This window comes from Nocardia sp. FBN12, assembly GCF_054031145.1.
The window spans coordinates 6,972,412-6,989,458 of record NZ_CM132926.1 but is presented as its reverse complement, the minus strand read 5'-3'; the positions used below and the strand labels follow the sequence as shown (position 1 = coordinate 6,989,458).

Sequence of the window (17,047 nt, the reverse complement as noted above, 5' to 3'; positions counted from 1 at the left end):
ACACCGTGAATCCGGAGAGCGCGGCGACGTGGGCCTGCTCCCGCCACAGGTCCACGCGCCGGTCCGGGCCCAGCTGGCCGGCTGTTGTCCGAAAATCAGTGTGGGGCAAAGAGCATCACGCTCGGTAGACCTACCGTGCCAGGCCGCTGACAACCGGTGCCAGGCTGATCATCCGAGATAGGATTCGCGATATTCGCCGGGAGTCATCCCGGTCTCCTGGTGGAATACGCGGTAGAAATGGCGGACGGACGCGAACCCGGAGCCGAATGCCACCGCCGCAGGTGGATGGCTTCTATTGCAGGTCAACAGTTTTTGCGCGTGCATCACCCGTAATCTGCGCAGGGTGGCGCCGAGGCTGTCGCCCGTCCCGTCGAAGAGGCGGAACAGGGTGCGCCGCGAGATATGACAGGCGGCCGCGACCTCGTCGAGTGTCAAATCCGGGTCGGTGCACCGTTTCCGGAGGTAGACCAGGACGTGTTCGCGGCTGAGCGAGTCGGCGGGAGTCTCACTCGGTCGGCTGCCCGCCGCGAGCAGTACCGCCGAACCGAGCAGGTCGAGCGCACTGGTGGCGAGGATGTCGGCCTGCGCGGGCGATTGCGCACGGACCCGCGCGAGTTCACGGAAGTAGGTGGCTACCACGCCCGCCGGGCTCTCCGGCTCGATCGCGGTGGCGGTCGGGATACGCAGGTCGGCGAGCCCCGGCTGCAGGCGCAGCAGCCGCGTCGGCACGCGCACGAGCACCTGCTCGTAGGACATGCTGTCGTTCCAGAGCGAGGGCAGCGAGGTGTCGAGAAACGTCATCTGGCCGGGCCTGAGCAGGACCGATCGGCCGCCTTGGGTGAGCCGCGCCTGCCCGGAGACCTGAATGCTCACCAGCAGGTATTCCTCGGCCGCGCAGGCCACATGCGTCTTGGTACGCCGAAACTCCTGATTCCCACCCGCGAGCGTGGACAGCGTGAAGTCGGCCGCGCCGGGCAGCGCGCTGCTGGTCACCCGGCCGAACGTGGGTGCGTCCAAGGTCGGGTCGAGCGCGAGCGGGAAATAGGTCCGCGTCATCAACGCTTCCCACTGCTCGAACTCCACGCTCCGTGGCGACGCCGCCGCGAACTCGAGCGTCGTCGGTTCGTTCGCCATGGGCTGCCGACCTCCGAACTCAGACATATCTGCCTCTATGGCATCGACCAACAATAGCCGCGGCGCCACGCCCACTCAAGGCGGACGCGATGCCCCCACCAGCGAAAATACTCCTGCGCAAGCCGCTTTCGGCAAGTCGGGATTCGCACCGATCACCTCGGGCACCTCCGTCGAACAGGGAACAGTCCGTGTTCTACTGGTAGTTGCCAGCAGGATGCTCGTCGATGCCTCACCGAGAGGACACGCCCATGTCTGCCGATTCCGCCGTCCTGTCCGCGCGCTCCGAGGACGGCCGCTCGTTCGTCGTCGACAACGCCGCGGCCAGTCCGTTTCCCGCCGGATCACTGATCGTGGTCAGTTGCGACGGGCGCAGGCAGCTCGCGCTGGTCGAAGAGCGCACGGCGACGATGCCGGTGGGGTTGCGCGGCAGACTGATCGGCGAACTCAGCGACGACGGGATCGATGTCAGGGCCAGTCACGCCTTCGACGGCGGGGAGGTGAGTCCGGCCGATCGCGCCAACGTCGCCGCCCTGCACCTCAGCACCGGCGCCGAGCTCGAGGTCGGCGAGAGCCTGTCGGCACCCGGTGGGCCCGCTCGACTGCTCCCGACCCGCTTCAACCGGCACACGTTCTGGTGCGGACAGAGCGGTTCGGGCAAGACCTACGCCCTCGGCGTCGTCCTCGAGCAGCTGATCGCGCATACCGCGCTCCCGATCGTCATCCTCGACCCGAATTCCGACTTCGTCCGCATCGGCGAGGTGGTGCCCGGCGCCACCGGCCCGACCGCGGCGGCCTTGCGCGAGCGCGATATCCGCGTGCTGCGACCGAAGGCCGAACCACCTGCTCGGCTGCGGGCGAAGTTCATCGACATGCCGCTGAAGTCGAAAGCCGCGGTGTTGCAGCTGGATCCGGTGGTCGACCGGGAGGAGTTCAACGAACTGATCCATCTGTCATCGGCGATGACCGGCGAGCTCCACGATGTTCTGGCCAACTTGCGCGCCGTCGACACCCCGGCTCGCCGCCGCCTCGCGATGCGCGTGGAGAACCTGGGATTGCTCGACTGGGAGGTGTGGGCGGGCACTGATCGGGCGGTCACCGAGATCGTCGCCGAGCGCCCCGACGTGACCGTCCTCGACCTCGGCGGATTCTCCACGCCCGCACAGCAACTCGTGGTCGCACTGTCGTTGCTCGACGACCTGTGGGCCAGACGCGAAGAACGACGCCCGGTCCTGCTGGTGATCGACGAGGCCCACAACCTCGCCTCGCCCCGGCTGGAATCGCCGGTGGCCGTGGCGGTGCGTGAACGGTTGATCCAGATCGCCGCCGAGGGCCGCAAATTCGGTCTCTGGCTACTGCTTTCGACCCAGCGCCCGTCGAAGGTGCACCCGGGCATCATCTCCCAGTGCGACAACCTCGCCCTCATGAAAATGACCTCACCGACCGACCTCACCGAACTCGGCACCTACTTCGGCTACGCCCCGAGCGGACTGTTGGCCCAGGCACCCTGGTTCCGGCAGGGCGAGGCACTGTTCGCGGGCGGTTTCGTCCCCACGCCCGCGCTGGCCAAGGTGAACGCGCGGCTCACCCGCGAAGCGGGCGCCGACGTCTCGGTGCCGCTGAGATAGCGGACCTCACCGTCGCGACGATCAGGCCGATTCGCTGATCACCACACGCCCCGGCTCACGTCGAGCGACTCGACCACTGGAGACTCGCGACGTTGCGCGGTCGCCGGGCACGCGATGTAACGACCGTCGGATGTCGAGGTCGGCGAAGATCAGACCCTGCTGGCCTTCGGCCAGCGGAGTGGCGAGCTCCAACCCGCCGGGTCCGAAGATCCGCGAGACGCCTCCGCCACCGCGCAGCAGACGCCGATCGGGCATCCGCGCGTCGACCACCTCCCAACCGGCCACCGGCACCACGGCGACGGGGGCGATGACGTAGGTCTTGCCGTCCATGGCGTAGCGCACGGCGGCGGCGGTGTCGATTTCCTGGCCGCGCTCCTTGCCCTCGCCGTAGTACACGGTGAAGCCGGGCCACGCCGCGATGTGGATCTGCTCGTATTGCTCGTGCATGCGCACCCGCAAGTCGGCGCGGAGATGGTCGGCGCCACCGAGGACACCGACGCGGCCGAGCGCGGTGTCACGGATCAGCAAGCCGCCGTCGGAGGTGCTGAACACGGTCCGCTCCAGCCCGGTCGGTTCGGCCTTGCGGACGACGCTGATCGTGCCGTCGGCGCCGATCAGCGCCTGCGACATGAACACCTCACGCCCGGCCCGCTCGGCGAATCCGACCGAGACATGAATCCCCTTGCGGCGGGCGGCATAGGCGATCGCCCGCAGCTCCGGTCCTTCGGCGGTGAGCGAGTTGGCGAGGTAGCGGGCGAGGAATTCTTCGCCCCAGTCGACGGAGTTGAGCCACATCCACCAGGGAAATCCGGGCAGGAAGGTCTCCGGAAAGGCAATCAGTTGCGCGCCCCCGTGTTCGGCCGCTTCGATGTATTCGATTGTCTGTTCGACTCCCGCAGACAAATTCAACCATTTCGGCTCGGCTTGCACCGCTGCCACGCGTACCCGACTCATCGTGCCCCCTTGTCGCTCAACCAGTGAAGAGTGTTCAATTCACTCTCTCGCAGAATGGCGCCACACAAACTGTCATCCTGTGCCAGCCGACTGACCGTCTGTGCCAATCCACAGATTAGGGTCGATTCCGCCACGCAGTGAGCCTTGCTAAGAGTTTGCCTGAGCGCCGACCATTCTTCAAGGACGAACAGATGTACGAAGAATGGCGATATCAGATAGCCGCGGTATCACATAGCCGGCGCACCCGCCGCGACCATGCGGAATTCACCGGGGGTCATACCCGTCTCCAACCGGAAGGCGCGGAAGAAATGGCGTTCGGACGCGAACCCGGACGCGAGCGCGACGGTCGCCGTCGCCCGGCCGGGGTCACGGGCGAGCAGCGAACGCGCGCATTCCACCCGCATGCGCCGCAGCACGGCACTGAGCCCGTCCTCCACGTCACCGAACAGCCGGTACAGCGTGCGGCGCGACACCAGACAGGCACGCGCGATGTCGTCGATCGTCAGGCTCGGGTCGGCGCACCGGGTTCGCATGAAGGCGAGTACCTGCTCGCGTGACAGCGCCTGCGCGGGCTGACCCGAAGGGATTTCCCCCGAGGCCAGCCGGACCGCCGAGGCAAGCAGTTTGACACCGTTGTCGGCCAGCACGGTGGCGTGACCAGGAGCGCTCTGCTGAATGCGGGCCAGATCGCGAAAGTAGCCCGCGACCACCCCGCCCGCGCTGTCGGCGGGGACCGTCATCGCGGTCGGCAACGCGGAATCACCCGGGCCGAGCTGCTGGCGCAGGACCTCGAGCGGCGTCTGCACGACGACCTGCGCCCAGGGACCGTCGAGATCCCACTGATACGGGCGCGAGGTGTCGTAGAAGACCATGTCACCGGGGCGCAGCGACGCGACGCGATCGTCTTGGTGCAGCCGTCCGGAGCCTTCGGTCAGGATGGAGACCAAAAGGTATTCGCCGTCGGTCTTCGCGATTCCACGGGGGGTTCGGCGGATGCGCTGGCCGCTCGCACTGACCGTCGACAGGTCGAAGCCGGGCTGGCTGGTGCGCTCGATCCGGCCATGGAAGGCGCCGTCGCCGCGCGGATCCGCCATCAGCGGGACATAACTCTCCGACAGCAGCGACTCCCACTCGGCGAACGATTCGCGCGCCCCGGCACGGGTCTGGCTGATCTCCACGCCAACTACCTCGCTTCCTATCCGAGTCGAACAGCAAACAGTTGGCGTCGCACAATCGTCGGGCTCGCCCTAGGCCGAGCCTGCCAGATCAACCGTCCAATTTCCATCGACTGTTTCCGGATGGGATGGTTTGTCGACATCGGAAATGCCACTAGCACTGACGATTCCAGCGGTTATCCAACCCGGGTCTTTCAAAATGAAACCTCCGTGTGAGGCGCATCACTCAACCCGGCTTGACGGAGTTCGAGCTCCGCTGTGGGCGCCCGAACGAGCTATCACCCGGTATTCACCCGGTGTCATGCCCGTCGCCGCCTGGAACGCGCGATAGAACTGTCGCTCGGAGCCGAATCCCGACGCGGTCGCGACCGTCGCGACCGAGCGGTAGTCGCCCGCCGCGAGTAGCACCCGCGCCCGCTCCAACCGCATTTCGCGCAGTACAGTCCCGAGCCCGCCCTCGAACTCCGCGACCACCCGATAGAGCGTGCGCCGCGACACCCGGCAGGCGTCCGCGATCCGCTCGATCGTCAGCCCGGGGTCGGTGTAGTTGGCGCGCAGATAGTCCAGCACCTGCTGCCCGTTCACCGCCGCGATCTGCGCCCTGCCAGGTCGCCCGCCCGACGCGATGGTGGCCGCCGCGCCGAGCAGGTCGATGCCGCTGCCCGCGAGCACTGCCGCCGACACCGGATCGGTGCTGTGCAGTTGTGCGACCTGCCGGAAGAATCTGGCCAGCATGAGCCCGACGCCACCTTCCCCGATCACCATCCCGGCAGGCAGCGCGTCGGCCCGAATACCCAGGTAATCGACGACCTGCTGTCGGGGCACCCGGATCGTCAGATCCTCGATCAGACCCTCCGAGCGCCACCGAATCGGCTGCGCGGTGTCGTAGAAGATCATCGCGCCCGGCGACAGCTCGACACGGTTACCCGCGTGCTCGACCTGCGCGTGCCCCGCGAGCACAACACTGCCGATGACGTGGACGTCGTCAGCCCTGGCGATATGCCTGCGCGTCCGGCGCAATTCGTGACCCTCGGCGACCACCGTGCCCACGGAGATATCACCGAAGTCGGCCGATCTGATCCGCCCCTCGAACGCCCGTGGCACGGTGGGCGCAATCGACACCTCGGTGATCGCATTGGTGACCAGCTGTTCCCAATGCCCGAACGCGTCCGGCACCGCGACCTGCGCGGTCGAGCAGATCTCGGGAAACCCGTCGAACGACGACGTCACCATTCGATGTCGCTATTCCAACGCGACAGGGCGCTGGCTCGCCCGGAATTCGCCTGGCGTCATTCCATGACCACTTCCCACTCGCCGAATGAGATGGTATCCATCGTCGGAGAAATCTAACATCGCGCGGTTACCACCTCGATAACATGAATGTCACCCCCGCATCCCGGTAGCCGGGACGAAACCCGCTCCGCATGCGCTGCCGGCAGGGAGAGTCTCGAATCAATATCGAATCGTCACTCCACAGATCAGGTGTCACAGAAATTCGTCGAACGGATCAACGGCCATCAATCGCCGCAGCAACCACCTTCGGGCACCGGCACAGTTCTGGATTCCCGGGTTTGGGCATTGCGGGCGGCGAGGTCGGCGTCGGCCGGATAGTCGACGGCGATGAGGCTCAAGCCGTGGGCAGGAGCGACGGTGACCGAGCTGGATCGTTCGGTTTCGGTGAGCAGGGTGGTGGTCCAGTCGGGGGTGCGGCGGCCTTCGCCCACCGCGAGGACGGCGCCGACGAGGCTGCGGACCATCGACCAGCAGAAGGCGTCGGCGCTGACATAGGCGGTGAGCAGGTCGCCCTCGCGTTCCCAGTCGAAGCGCTGGAGTTCGCGAATGGTGGTGGCGCCCTCGCGGCGGCGGCAGAAAGCGGCGAAGTTGTGCAGGCCCAACAGGTTTCGGGACGCTGCGCGCATGGCCTCGAGGTCTACGCCCGGCTTGCACGGCACCACGCCGCGCGCCTGCAACGGCTGGGCGCCGTAGGGGGCGGTGGTGAGCCGGTAGACATAGTGACGGCGCATCGCGGAGAAGCGGGCGTCGAATTCGGGAGGGGCGGTGCGGATTTCGGTGATCCGCACGTCCTTGGGCAGGAACTTCGCCATGCGGTACATCAGCTTGTCGGCGTCGAATTCCGACTCCGTGTCGAAGTGCGCGACCTGCCCCTCGGCGTGCACACCCGCGTCGGTACGCCCGGCGACCGTCAGCTGCAGCGGTTCACGCAACACCTTCGACAGCGACTCCTCTAGCACGCCCTGCACCGTGCGCAACCCCGGCTGACGTGCCCAGCCGGTGAAATCGGTGCCGTCATAACTGATCCCGAGCCGCACCCGCGTCATGTCATCCTCCTGAAGTCGCGCACAGAAAAGAACCGAGCCCGTCACCCACGAAGGGTGACGGGCTCGGCAGAACTCCTGAGAATCAGGCGTCCTTCTTGTCCTCGGTGGCCTCGTCGGCGGCCGGGGCGTCCGCCACGGTCTCCTCGACGACCTCAGCGGCCGGAGCCTCTTCGGTCTTCTGCGAAGCGGCGACACGACGGGCCCGATCGGCCTCGTTGGTCACGGTCTTCTCGCGGACGAGCTCGATGATGGCCATCGGCGCGTTGTCACCCTTGCGCGGCAGCGCCTTGGTGATACGCGTGTAGCCACCCTCGCGACCCTCGAACGAGGGGCCGATGTCGGCGAACAGGACGTGCACGACGTCCTTGTTGCGGATGTCCTTCATGACCTCACGACGGTCGGCAAGGCTGCCGGCCTTCGCCTTGGTGATGATCTTCTCGGCGTAGGGACGCACCGCCTTGGCCTTGGCCTCGGTGGTCGTGATCCGACCGTGCTCGAAAAGCGCCGTGGCCAGGTTGGCGAAGATCGCCTTCTGGTGCGACGCCGAGCCGCCGAACCGGCGACCCTTCTTGGGCTTGGGCATTGTGGGTTTCTCCTGGGCGTATTAAAGCTGTTCGGTTTCGGCGTAGTCCTGCTCGCCGCCGTCGGTATCACTGAACGTGCCGCTGTCGCTCCACGTTCCGGTGCTCGCGTCGTAACCCACCACGGAGGACGGGTCGAACGACGCCGGGCTGTCCTTGAGCGAGAGGCCGAGCGTGTGCAGCTTGACCTTCACCTCGTCGATGGACTTCTGGCCGAAGTTGCGGATGTCGAGCAGGTCCGACTCGGTACGGGCGACGAGCTCGCCCACCGTGTGCACACCCTCGCGCTTGAGGCAGTTGTAGGACCGGACGGTGAGGTCCAGGTCCTCGATCGGCAGACCGAACGAGGCGATGTGATCTGCCTCGGCCGGGCTGGGGCCGATCTCGATGCCCTCGGCTTCGACGTTGAGCTCACGGGCCAGGCCGAAGAGCTCGACCAGGGTCTTACCGGCCGAAGCCAGCGCGTCCCGGGCCGTGATGGAGTTCTTGGTCTCCACGTCGAGGATGAGACGGTCGAAGTCGGTGCGCTGCTCGACACGGGTGGCCTCGACCTTGTAGGTCACCTTGAGCACCGGGGAGTAGATCGAATCCACGGGGATCCGGCCGATTTCCGCGCCGGTCGCCTTGTTCTGCACGGCGGGCACGTAACCGCGGCCCCGCTCGACGACGAGCTCGATCTCGAGCTTGCCCTTGTCGTTCAGGGTGGCGATGTGCATGTCCGGGTTGTGCACGATGACGCCGGCGGGCGGGACGATGTCACCGGCGGTGACGGTGCCCGGGCCCTGCTTACGCACGTACATGGTGACCGGCTCGTCCTCTTCGGAGGACACGACCAGGCCCTTGAGGTTCAGGATGATGTCGGTGACATCTTCCTTCACGCCGGGGACGGTGGTGAACTCGTGCAGGACGCCGTCGATGCGGATGCTCGTGACCGCGGCCCCCGGGATGGAGGACAGCAGGGTACGACGCAGCGAGTTGCCGAGGGTGTAACCGAAGCCCGGCTCGAGGGGTTCGATGGTGAACTTCGAGCGGTTCTCCGCCACAACCTCTTCGGTCAGTGTCGGACGCTGGGAAATCAGCATGAGGATCTACTTCCTGTCTGGGCATCCACTATTTGATGCCTGATCAGTGATTGCGGGGGCCGCCGCGTAGCGACCCCCACCAAAAGCGCTTACTTCGAGTAGTATTCGACGATGAGCTGTTCCTGCAGCGGCACATCGATCTGCGCGCGCTCGGGCAGCTGGTGCACCAGGATGCGCAGGCGGCCGGGGACGACCTGCAGCCAACCGGGAACCGGACGGTCACCGACGGTCTCGCGAGCCACCTGGAACGGCAGCGTCGGGAGCGACTTCTCCTTGACATCGATGATGTCGTACTGGGAGACCTGGTAGCTGGGGACGTTCACCTTGACACCGTTGACGACGAAGTGACCGTGGCTGACCAGCTGACGGGCCTGACGACGGGTACGGGCCAGACCGGCGCGGTACACGACGTTGTCCAGACGCGACTCGAGCAGACGGAGCAGGTTGTCGCCGGTCTTACCCTTGAGGCGGTTGGCCTCTTCGTAGTAACGACGGAACTGCTTCTCCATGACGCCGTACGAGAAGCGAGCCTTCTGCTTCTCCTGCAGCTGCATGAGGTACTCGGATTCCTTGATCCGCGCGCGGCCGTGCTGGCCGGGCGGGTAAGGACGACGCTCGAACGCCTGGTCGCCTCCGACGAGGTCGACGCGCAGACGGCGCGACTTGCGGGTGATGGGGCCTGTATAACGTGCCATTTTAAGCTTTTTCCTTTCCCGCTGTTAGACGCGACGCCGCTTGGGCGGACGGCAGCCGTTGTGCGGCTGAGGAGTGACATCGGAGATCGAGCCGACCTCCAGGCCTGCGGCCTGCAGCGAACGGATCGCGGTCTCGCGGCCCGAACCCGGGCCCTTCACGAACACGTCGACCTTCTTGACGCCGTTCTCCTGCGCCTTGCGGGCAGCGTTCTCGGCAGCGAGCTGCGCGGCGAACGGGGTGCTCTTACGCGAACCCTTGAAACCGACGTGGCCCGACGACGCCCACGAGATGACATTGCCCTCGGGGTCGGTGATCGAGACGATGGTGTTGTTGAACGTGCTCTTGATGTGCGCGTGGCCGTGCGGGATGTTCTTCTTATCCCGGCGACGCGACTTCTGAGTCTTCTTCGGGCCAGCGGCCCGGCTCTTCGGAGGCATACGCTATCCCTACTTCTTCTTGCCGGCGACGGTCTTCTTCGGACCCTTACGCGTACGCGCGTTGGTCTTGGTGCGCTGACCACGCACGGGCAGGCCACGACGGTGGCGGATGCCCTGGTAGCAGCCGATCTCGATCTTGCGACGAATATCGGCCTGCACCTCGCGGCGCAGGTCACCTTCGACCTTGTAGTCCGTGGCCTCGATGAACTCACGAAGCTTCGCGAGGTCGTCGTCGGTCAGATCCTTGGAGCGCAGGTCGGGGCTGACGCCCGTCTCGGCCAGGATCTGGGTGGCGCGGGTGCGCCCGATTCCGAAGATGTAGGTCAGCGCGATCTCCATGCGCTTTTCGCGCGGGAGATCAACGCCCATCAGACGTGCCATGTGGCAGGTTCCTTAATGGTTGCGGAGGTCTGCTCCCCGTCCGTCCCCCCGTGTACAAAATGGGGGCACCGGCCTCCGTGCCGGTGGATGGCGCGCACACGTGCGTACGCGCTGGAACTGGGAGTTCTTCTTTCGGTCAGTCCGATCAGACGATCGGTGCCCGGTGGTGAGGGGAGACTCAGCCCTGACGCTGCTTGTGGCGCAGGTTGTCGCAGATCACCATGACCCGACCATGACGGCGGATCACCTTGCACTTCTCGCAGATCTTCTTGACGCTCGGATTAACCTTCACGTCAGTCCAATCTTGTATTGGTCCACACAGGTGGTGTGAACACAGTTTTTCCCCAGCCAGAGGACTGGGGAAGTCTGGGGTGTGTCCCGTTGCCGGGACACTGTCCGACGCCGCGCGCCGGTGTGGCTCGCGACGCCGTCAGGCATCACTTGTAGCGGTAGACAATCCGGCCGCGAGAGAGGTCGTACGGCGACAGCTCGACGACCACGCGGTCTTCCGGAAGGATACGAATGTAGTGCTGCCGCATCTTTCCGCTGATGTGCGCGAGAACCTTGTGACCGTTCTCGAGCTCGATCCGGAACATCGCATTGGGCAGCGGCTCGACAACTCGACCCTCGACCTCGATGGCCCCGTCTTTCTTCGCCATATCCTCCGCGATCCCGGTTACGCTCAACCTGAGTTTTGATTACTCGTGCTGCTCACTCGCGACGGCTGACGACGGCCAGCATGCATGCGAACAGTCGGCGCATAGGTGCACCGCCGCTCAAGCTTACCGGGCCGGGCGGTCTGAGGCAAAAGTGGCCCCGCACGGTACACCCCGATCGGGTCTCACGCCGGGCTATCCGGCTGGCTTGTTTTCCAGAGTTCCAGCGGTTGACGGTGGGCGATCCGAGGTCGCCTCGGGGAGTGGCCCTAGAGATGAGGCGCCCACCACGGTGTCGGGGTTGTCGCGTAAACTCCACGGCGTCGGAGAAGTGGGTCGATCAGATCGGGGGACCCTGGTGAGCGAGGCGTGCCGGTGAGCCGCAACAACGACAGCCTCCCCATGTTGCCGCCGTGGCTGTCGGAGAGCGACGTCACGCAGGTCGGTTACGAGGCTCCGGTCGAGAACCTGCCCCAGGACGACGAGATCGACGAGGCACCCAAACGCCGCCGGTTCATGGGCCGTGGTGACGACGCGCCGCGCAAGGAGAAGGGCAGGCGTCGCCGCAGGGAGCGCGAGTCCGAGGAAGAGACCGCCGCGCAGTCCGCACGTCCGGCCGAGCCGACCCACCAGTCCGGCTGGTCCACCCAGCCGCCCGCGAACCCGCAGATCCCCGGCCCCTCTCACCAGCAACCCCACCGCGAAGAACAGCCACGTCAGCAGCCCACGTACGAGCAACAGCCCGGCCGCGACCACCCGCAGCCGACGCACGAGCAGCCCCCGCATCAGCGAACCGGCCGCGATGGGACGCCGCACCAGCAGGTGCCGGAGCAGCCGAGGCCCGGCTGGCAAGCGGCACCGAACCCGCTCGCGCCGCCGCCTGTGCAGTCACCGCCCGACTCGGGACCGTGGCAGAACGCCCAGGGACCGGCTGCGACCACAGGTCCCGCGGCGACCGACGCGTCGCCGTGGAACACCGGCCAGTCGTCGCCGACGAGCCCGGCGCCTTGGCCTACCGGTCAACCCCCGGCCGATCATGCGCCGACGTCTACCGGCTCGACTCCCGCGAACGGGCCGCTGTCCACCGGCGGACGTAGCAGTGCCGAATCGGCCGCGCCGACCGGCACGTCACCCAGGCAGGCCGGACCGGCCGCCCATGCGGGGCCCGCATTGCCCGCGCCGCCCGTCGAGTCGCCGGATCAGGGCGCGGGCTCGCTCCCGACGCGCACCCCGGCCCCACCGTCGAACGGCTTCACCCCCCTCGGCCCGTCCCAGCAGCGCCCCGACCTGCCCCCGCCCCCTCCCTTGCCGGACCCACCCGCCCGGCCGACCGAGGCCCCGCCCCGGCTGACTGTCCCGCCGCAGCCGGTCGCCCCTCGGCGCGAAGTCGAGCAACCCGCCGACTCGGCGTCGCCTCGCGACGAGCACACGCGATCCGCGACCGGCACATCGTCAGCGCCCGCTCTCGATGAGACCGGACAGTCCGCTTCCACGCGTCGTGAGATGGCGCAGTCCACCGGCTCAGGATCGCGATCTGCCCCGTCCGACGAGGTCGAGCAGTCCGCGGCGATCGAGTCGCAAGCCGCGCCGGCAACCGGCGCTCCCGAATCAGCCTCGGCGACAACCGGCGCGGCCACGGATTCGCCGGCGACCGGCGCGCGTCATGCGGTCAGCGGTTGGTCGATGCCCGACGAGGACGCCCCCGCGCCCACGCCGCCCGCCACCGAAACCCCCGCGCCCACCGCCGAACCACAGGCACCCTGGGACCCGTTCGCCGACGGCACTCCCTCGCCGACACCTGCTGTCGCCCCCGAGTCGCATTCGACGCCGGCGCCAGCTGTCACAGCTGAATCGCAGTCGCCACTGTCGGACTCCGCGACTCCCGACACGTCCACCGACAGCGGGTCCCCGCACGCCACCGGCGCATCCGCGTCGCATGGGTCTCCCTACAGCTCCGGCGAATCCGTCGCTCCGCAGCAGTCCGCGGACCAGCGATCGCCGTATGCGTCGGGCGAGACCGCGCCGCCGTCGACTTATCCTGCGACGCAATACAACCCGGTTCCCGGCGATCCCACGCCGGTCGCGCCGACGCATGCGCCGGACGGGCGGACCGAGGTGTTCCGGTCCGATGACCCACGGCTGCCGAACCGGGCAGCGAGCGAGGAGCACGGTCAGGCGAGCCATGGCTCGAACGCGGCGGAGCAGGCGCGCGCTGTGCAAACCGGTTATCGCTCGGGCGAATTCGTGCAGGCGGCCGATGCCGTCTCGCCGTATCCGCGTCCCGACGGCACCCCGGCGCAGCATCAACAGCCCGACGGCCTGCCCACCTACGGGCCAGATGGGGTCGCCGTGCGACCCGACGGTGCCGCACAGCAACGGCCCGATGCCGCTCCCACACAGCACCCCGACGGCTCACCGGCACCGCAGTATCAGCCTGACGGCACCCCGAGTCCCCAGTACCAACAGCCGAATCAGGGTGCGCAACAACAGTTCCTGCCGAACGGCCCGTCGCAGCCGTACCAGCCCGACAGGGCGCCTGCGCAGCAGCAGCCCCACGGGCCCGCCCAGCAATACCTGCCCGACGACACCCCCGCGCCGCAGTACCAACCCAACAGTCCCGGCCAGCAGTACCGGCCCGACGGCATGCCCGCGCCGCAGTACCAGGCGGACGGCACGCCCGCGCAGCAGTATCAGCCGCCCAGCGGACCCGCCCAGCAATACCTGCCCGATGGCACCCCTGCGCCGCAGTACCAGCCCGACGGCACGCCCGCACAGCAATACCAGCAACCCGCTGCCGCCCCGCAGCAGTACCAGCAACCCAACGCCGCCCCGCAGCAGTATCAGCAGCCGGGCAACTACCAGCAGGGCCAGCAACAGCCACACGGCCAACCGGGTTGGGGCGCACAGCCACAGGGCTACCAGCCCTCGCTCGACAACGTTCCGGTCAAGCGCGCCAAGAAGGCGCCGGGCAGCGGTTGGCGCAAGGCCGTGCACCATGCGTCCGGTGGCGCGATCAATCCCGGCATGTCCGCCGAGGAGTTGCGCCTGCAGGAGCTCGTGGCCCGCATCCGCCAACCCGTGCGTGGCGACTATCGCATCGCGGTCCTCTCGCTGAAGGGCGGCGTCGGCAAGACGACCACCACCACCGGGATCGGATCGATCTTCGCCTCGATCCGCGGCGACCGGGTGATCGCCGTCGACGCCAACCCCGACTTCGGCACCCTGTCGCAGCGAGTAGCCATCCAGACCCGTTCAACAGTGCGTGATCTGCTGCTCGATCCGTCGATCCAGCGCTACTCCGATGTCCGCAGGCATACCTCCCAGGGCTCGAGCCGACTGGAAGTCCTTGCCAGCGAACGTGACCCGGCCGCGTCGGAAGCGTTCAACGACGAGGAATACCGGGCCGTTGCCCGCATCCTGCAGCGCTTCTACAACATCATCCTCACCGACTGCGGCACCGGCCTGATGCACTCGGCGATGAGTGGGGTCCTCGACCTCGCGCACTCGCTGGTGCTGATCTCCTCGGCCGCCATCGACGGCGCCCGCAGCGCCGCCGCGACCCTGGACTGGTTGTCGCTACACGGCCACGACCACCTGGTCCGCAACGCGGTGGTCGTCATCAACCTTCCCCGCGAGGGCTCACCGAACGTCGGCATCCAGCAGCTGCGCGAGTACTTCCTCTCGCGCTGCCGCGCCGTCCACATCATCCCGTTCGACGAACACCTCTCCGAGGGCGCCGAAATCGACCTGCACCGCCTGCACAAGAGCACCAAGCGCGCCTATGTCGAACTGGCCGCCACGGTGGCCGACGAGTTCGGCGTACAGCACCACCGTCTCGGCTGACCCGCGCGAAGAACACCACGCCCGCGACGAACACCGCGGGCGTGGTGCGCTCAGCGCTGGGTCACCACTCCGGCAACCGCCTGCGCCCGGCCAGCACGTCCCGCACCAGATCGTCGTAGGCATCGGCCAGTTCGGCCAGGTGGTGCCACGCGCAGTGCAGCATCTCGTCATGGGCGGCCATCGTCATCAGCGCGTGGTGCGCCCGCACGGAAGCCTCGGCCATGCGGTCGATGACCGAGCCGACGGTCTCGGTGTGCAGCGTCGCGCCGAGCCGGTGCTGCGGTATTCCGCGCAGCACCCAGTCGTCGATCGCCAGTACGAGCTCGCTACGGCGACAGTCGATTTCGCGCAACACCTCCGGGTCGGTATCGACCCGTCCGCCGCGCCCGACAATGCGTTTCTCGTGCAGCACCGCCAGATCGCGGGCGAACCACAGCAGCGGTCCACCGACCACCCGATGCCCGCGACACGCGCGGACGAGAAGATCGGAAAGGGGTAACAGACCGGTAGCGGCCGGAGGCCCGGCGGTATCGACACTTCGCACTGTGTCAGGGAAAGCCATGACAACTGTTGAACTTTCCGAACCAGCCACGTTGCCTCGCCGTCATCGCCGCAGAGCACCGGATCAGGACGTTCATTACAATAAACCTCGCAAGCTCTCTGTCAAGCATTACTCGGCCGTAGGTAACCGATACGAGTACACTTCGTTACCTGCACGACCTACCGAGGAGCATGATGGCGGACGGTCCGACCTATCTCCGGATCGCGAACCTTCTCCGTGAGGAGATCCGCGCGGGCACATGGAAACCGGGCGACCGGCTACCGAGCCACTCCGAGCTCGCCGATCAGATGCAGGTCTCGATCACCACCTCGCGCAACGCGATTCAGGTGCTGGTCGCTGAAAATCTCGTCTACACAGCGACTTCCCGCGGCACCATCGTGCGAAACCAGGAAGTCCTGGAGTCGGTGGTCACCGACCACATCCGGCGCGATCGGCCCAAGTCGGCGCACGACATCTTCGAGGAGATCGCGCGCGCGGCCAACCGCGAACCGTCCAAGCAGTTCAGCACCAGGATGGAACCCGCGAACACCGAGGTCGCGCACTGGCTCGGGGTCGCCGTCGATTCCTGGGTGCTTGCCCGCACGGTCGTGCAGTACCTGGACAACGAACCGTGGTCGTGGGAGGTGAGTTTCTACCCCCGCGACCTGGCCGAAGCCGCGGGCATCGACTCCCCCCGCGACATCCCGGAGGGCACCACCCGCCGTCTGGCCGACCGCGGCTACGGCGAGACCGCCCACCGCGACACCGTGCTGGCCCGCGCCGCCACCGCCGAGGAGGCGGCCGTGCTCGGCGTCGCCACCGGCACCGTCCTGCTCGACCACCTGCGCATCGGCGCCAACCACGAACGCGTCACCCGCGCCACCCGGCACCGCTCCCTCGCGGGCCGCAACCAGCTGGCCTACCAGCTCGGCGACACCACCGGCACCGACGTCATCGCCCGCACCCTCGGCATCGCACCCGGGTTGGCCGTCGCGCTGCCATGACGGTGCGCCTGCGCCCGGCCACCCTGGGCGACCTGCCACTGATCTGCCGCCTGCGCGTCCAGCGCACGTCGTGGCTGACGGCACGCGGGTCGGATCAGTGGACGGTGGCGGGGCGCGGGCGGCCGATCGAGAGCTTCGCCGGGGCGGTGGGCCGGGCGCTGGATCAGGGCGAGACGTGGATCGCGGAGGTGGACGGTGAGTCCGCGGGGACGATCACGGTCAACCATCGGGCGGATCCGGGTCTGTGGTCGGCGTGGGAGCTGGCCGATGCGGTGATCGTGCATTTCATGATCGTCGATCTGCGGTTCGCGGGGCGGCAGGTCGGGCACCGGATGCTCGCCCACGCCGCCCGGCTGGCCGACCAGAAGCACCGGCACTGGGTCCGCCTCGATGCCTGGACCGCCAATCGCCAGCTCCACGACTACTACCGCCGCGCCGGCTTCTCCCTGGCCCGGATCGCCGACCCACGGACGACCGGCCCGTCCTGCGCCCTGTTCGAACGCCGCACCGACAGCTGGTGTGGGCCGACGGTCCACCGGCCCGCCCACCGCCGCACCGCTGCCCCTGCACTTCCGCTGATGGACCGCTTTCCCAGCTGA

Annotated in this window: 17 protein-coding genes; 4 read left to right on the top strand and 13 right to left on the bottom strand. The window is 67.4% G+C overall.

The genetic code is table 11. The features are described 5' to 3' along the window. Positions 1 to 168: 168 nt before the first annotated feature. Entirely contained in the window at positions 169 to 1,134 is a 966-nt protein-coding gene (locus tag ACWZHB_RS32790) for a helix-turn-helix domain-containing protein (RefSeq protein ID WP_427905565.1), read from the bottom strand. A 248-nt stretch (positions 1,135 to 1,382) separates the two neighbouring features. Here ACWZHB_RS32790 and ACWZHB_RS32785 point away from each other — a divergent pair, with 248 nt between their 5' ends. Beyond that, positions 1,383 to 2,759, top strand: coding sequence for an ATP-binding protein (locus ACWZHB_RS32785; protein WP_427905564.1), 1,377 nt, complete (start codon positions 1,383 to 1,385; stop codon positions 2,757 to 2,759). A gap of 21 nt (positions 2,760 to 2,780) precedes the next feature. On the opposite strand, the gene ACWZHB_RS32780 is transcribed toward ACWZHB_RS32785, so the two are convergent. From ACWZHB_RS32780 to infA, 11 genes are all read right to left on the bottom strand, one after another. Beyond that, positions 2,781 to 3,713, bottom strand: coding sequence for a nitrilase-related carbon-nitrogen hydrolase (locus ACWZHB_RS32780; protein WP_427905563.1), 933 nt, complete (start codon positions 3,711 to 3,713; stop codon positions 2,781 to 2,783). Positions 3,714 to 3,940: 227 nt separating this feature from the next. Then, positions 3,941 to 4,891, bottom strand: coding sequence for an AraC-like ligand-binding domain-containing protein (locus ACWZHB_RS32775; RefSeq protein WP_427905562.1), 951 nt, complete (start codon positions 4,889 to 4,891; stop codon positions 3,941 to 3,943). Positions 4,892 to 5,110: 219 nt separating this feature from the next. Beyond that, positions 5,111 to 6,121 carry a helix-turn-helix domain-containing protein gene (locus tag ACWZHB_RS32770; RefSeq protein ID WP_427905561.1) on the bottom strand — a complete coding sequence of 337 codons (1,011 nt, stop codon included), beginning with the start codon at positions 6,119 to 6,121 and terminating at the stop codon, positions 5,111 to 5,113. 284 nt (positions 6,122 to 6,405) lie between these two features. Then, a complete protein-coding gene (gene truA / locus ACWZHB_RS32765) occupies positions 6,406 to 7,227 on the bottom strand; it encodes a tRNA pseudouridine(38-40) synthase TruA (protein ID WP_427905560.1) in 822 nt (273 codons plus the stop codon). An 82-nt stretch (positions 7,228 to 7,309) separates the two neighbouring features. Continuing rightward, on the bottom strand, positions 7,310 to 7,810 hold the full coding sequence (rplQ, locus tag ACWZHB_RS32760; protein WP_379326965.1) for a 50S ribosomal protein L17: 501 nt from the start codon (positions 7,808 to 7,810) through the stop codon (positions 7,310 to 7,312). 21 nt (positions 7,811 to 7,831) lie between these two features. Beyond that, positions 7,832 to 8,890, bottom strand: a complete 1,059-nt coding sequence (locus tag ACWZHB_RS32755) for a DNA-directed RNA polymerase subunit alpha (protein WP_056818293.1) — start codon at positions 8,888 to 8,890, stop codon at positions 7,832 to 7,834. 89 nt (positions 8,891 to 8,979) lie between these two features. Next, positions 8,980 to 9,585 carry a 30S ribosomal protein S4 gene (gene rpsD, locus ACWZHB_RS32750; protein ID WP_019045111.1) on the bottom strand — a complete coding sequence of 202 codons (606 nt, stop codon included), beginning with the start codon at positions 9,583 to 9,585 and terminating at the stop codon, positions 8,980 to 8,982. 24 nt (positions 9,586 to 9,609) lie between these two features. Next, a complete protein-coding gene (rpsK, locus tag ACWZHB_RS32745; RefSeq protein WP_019045110.1) occupies positions 9,610 to 10,023 on the bottom strand; it encodes a 30S ribosomal protein S11 in 414 nt (137 codons plus the stop codon). Positions 10,024 to 10,032: 9 nt separating this feature from the next. Beyond that, on the bottom strand, positions 10,033 to 10,404 hold the full coding sequence (rpsM, locus tag ACWZHB_RS32740) for a 30S ribosomal protein S13 (protein ID WP_266296680.1): 372 nt from the start codon (positions 10,402 to 10,404) through the stop codon (positions 10,033 to 10,035). Between the two features lie 178 nt (positions 10,405 to 10,582). Then, a complete protein-coding gene (rpmJ, locus tag ACWZHB_RS32735) occupies positions 10,583 to 10,696 on the bottom strand; it encodes a 50S ribosomal protein L36 (protein ID WP_056818299.1) in 114 nt (37 codons plus the stop codon). A gap of 145 nt (positions 10,697 to 10,841) precedes the next feature. Continuing rightward, the gene (gene infA / locus ACWZHB_RS32730; RefSeq protein WP_003418601.1) at positions 10,842 to 11,063 is read right to left on the bottom strand and encodes a translation initiation factor IF-1; all 222 of its coding nucleotides are present in this window, start codon (positions 11,061 to 11,063) and stop codon (positions 10,842 to 10,844) included. Between the two features lie 372 nt (positions 11,064 to 11,435). Here infA and ACWZHB_RS32725 point away from each other — a divergent pair, with 372 nt between their 5' ends. Then, a complete protein-coding gene (locus tag ACWZHB_RS32725; RefSeq protein WP_427905559.1) occupies positions 11,436 to 14,903 on the top strand; it encodes a nucleotide-binding protein in 3,468 nt (1,155 codons plus the stop codon). Positions 14,904 to 14,964: 61 nt separating this feature from the next. On the opposite strand, the gene ACWZHB_RS32720 is transcribed toward ACWZHB_RS32725, so the two are convergent. After that, positions 14,965 to 15,447 (bottom strand): DUF4254 domain-containing protein, encoded by a 483-nt coding sequence (locus ACWZHB_RS32720; RefSeq protein ID WP_427905558.1) that lies wholly within the window; start codon positions 15,445 to 15,447, stop codon positions 14,965 to 14,967. 191 nt (positions 15,448 to 15,638) lie between these two features. Here ACWZHB_RS32720 and ACWZHB_RS32715 point away from each other — a divergent pair, with 191 nt between their 5' ends. Together ACWZHB_RS32715 and ACWZHB_RS32710 are read left to right on the top strand one after the other, a co-directional pair. Then, on the top strand, positions 15,639 to 16,448 hold the full coding sequence (locus tag ACWZHB_RS32715; protein WP_427905557.1) for a GntR family transcriptional regulator: 810 nt from the start codon (positions 15,639 to 15,641) through the stop codon (positions 16,446 to 16,448). Then, the gene (locus tag ACWZHB_RS32710; RefSeq protein WP_427905556.1) at positions 16,445 to 17,047 is read left to right on the top strand and encodes a GNAT family N-acetyltransferase; all 603 of its coding nucleotides are present in this window, start codon (positions 16,445 to 16,447) and stop codon (positions 17,045 to 17,047) included. Before ACWZHB_RS32715 ends, ACWZHB_RS32710 begins: the two co-directional genes overlap by 4 nt.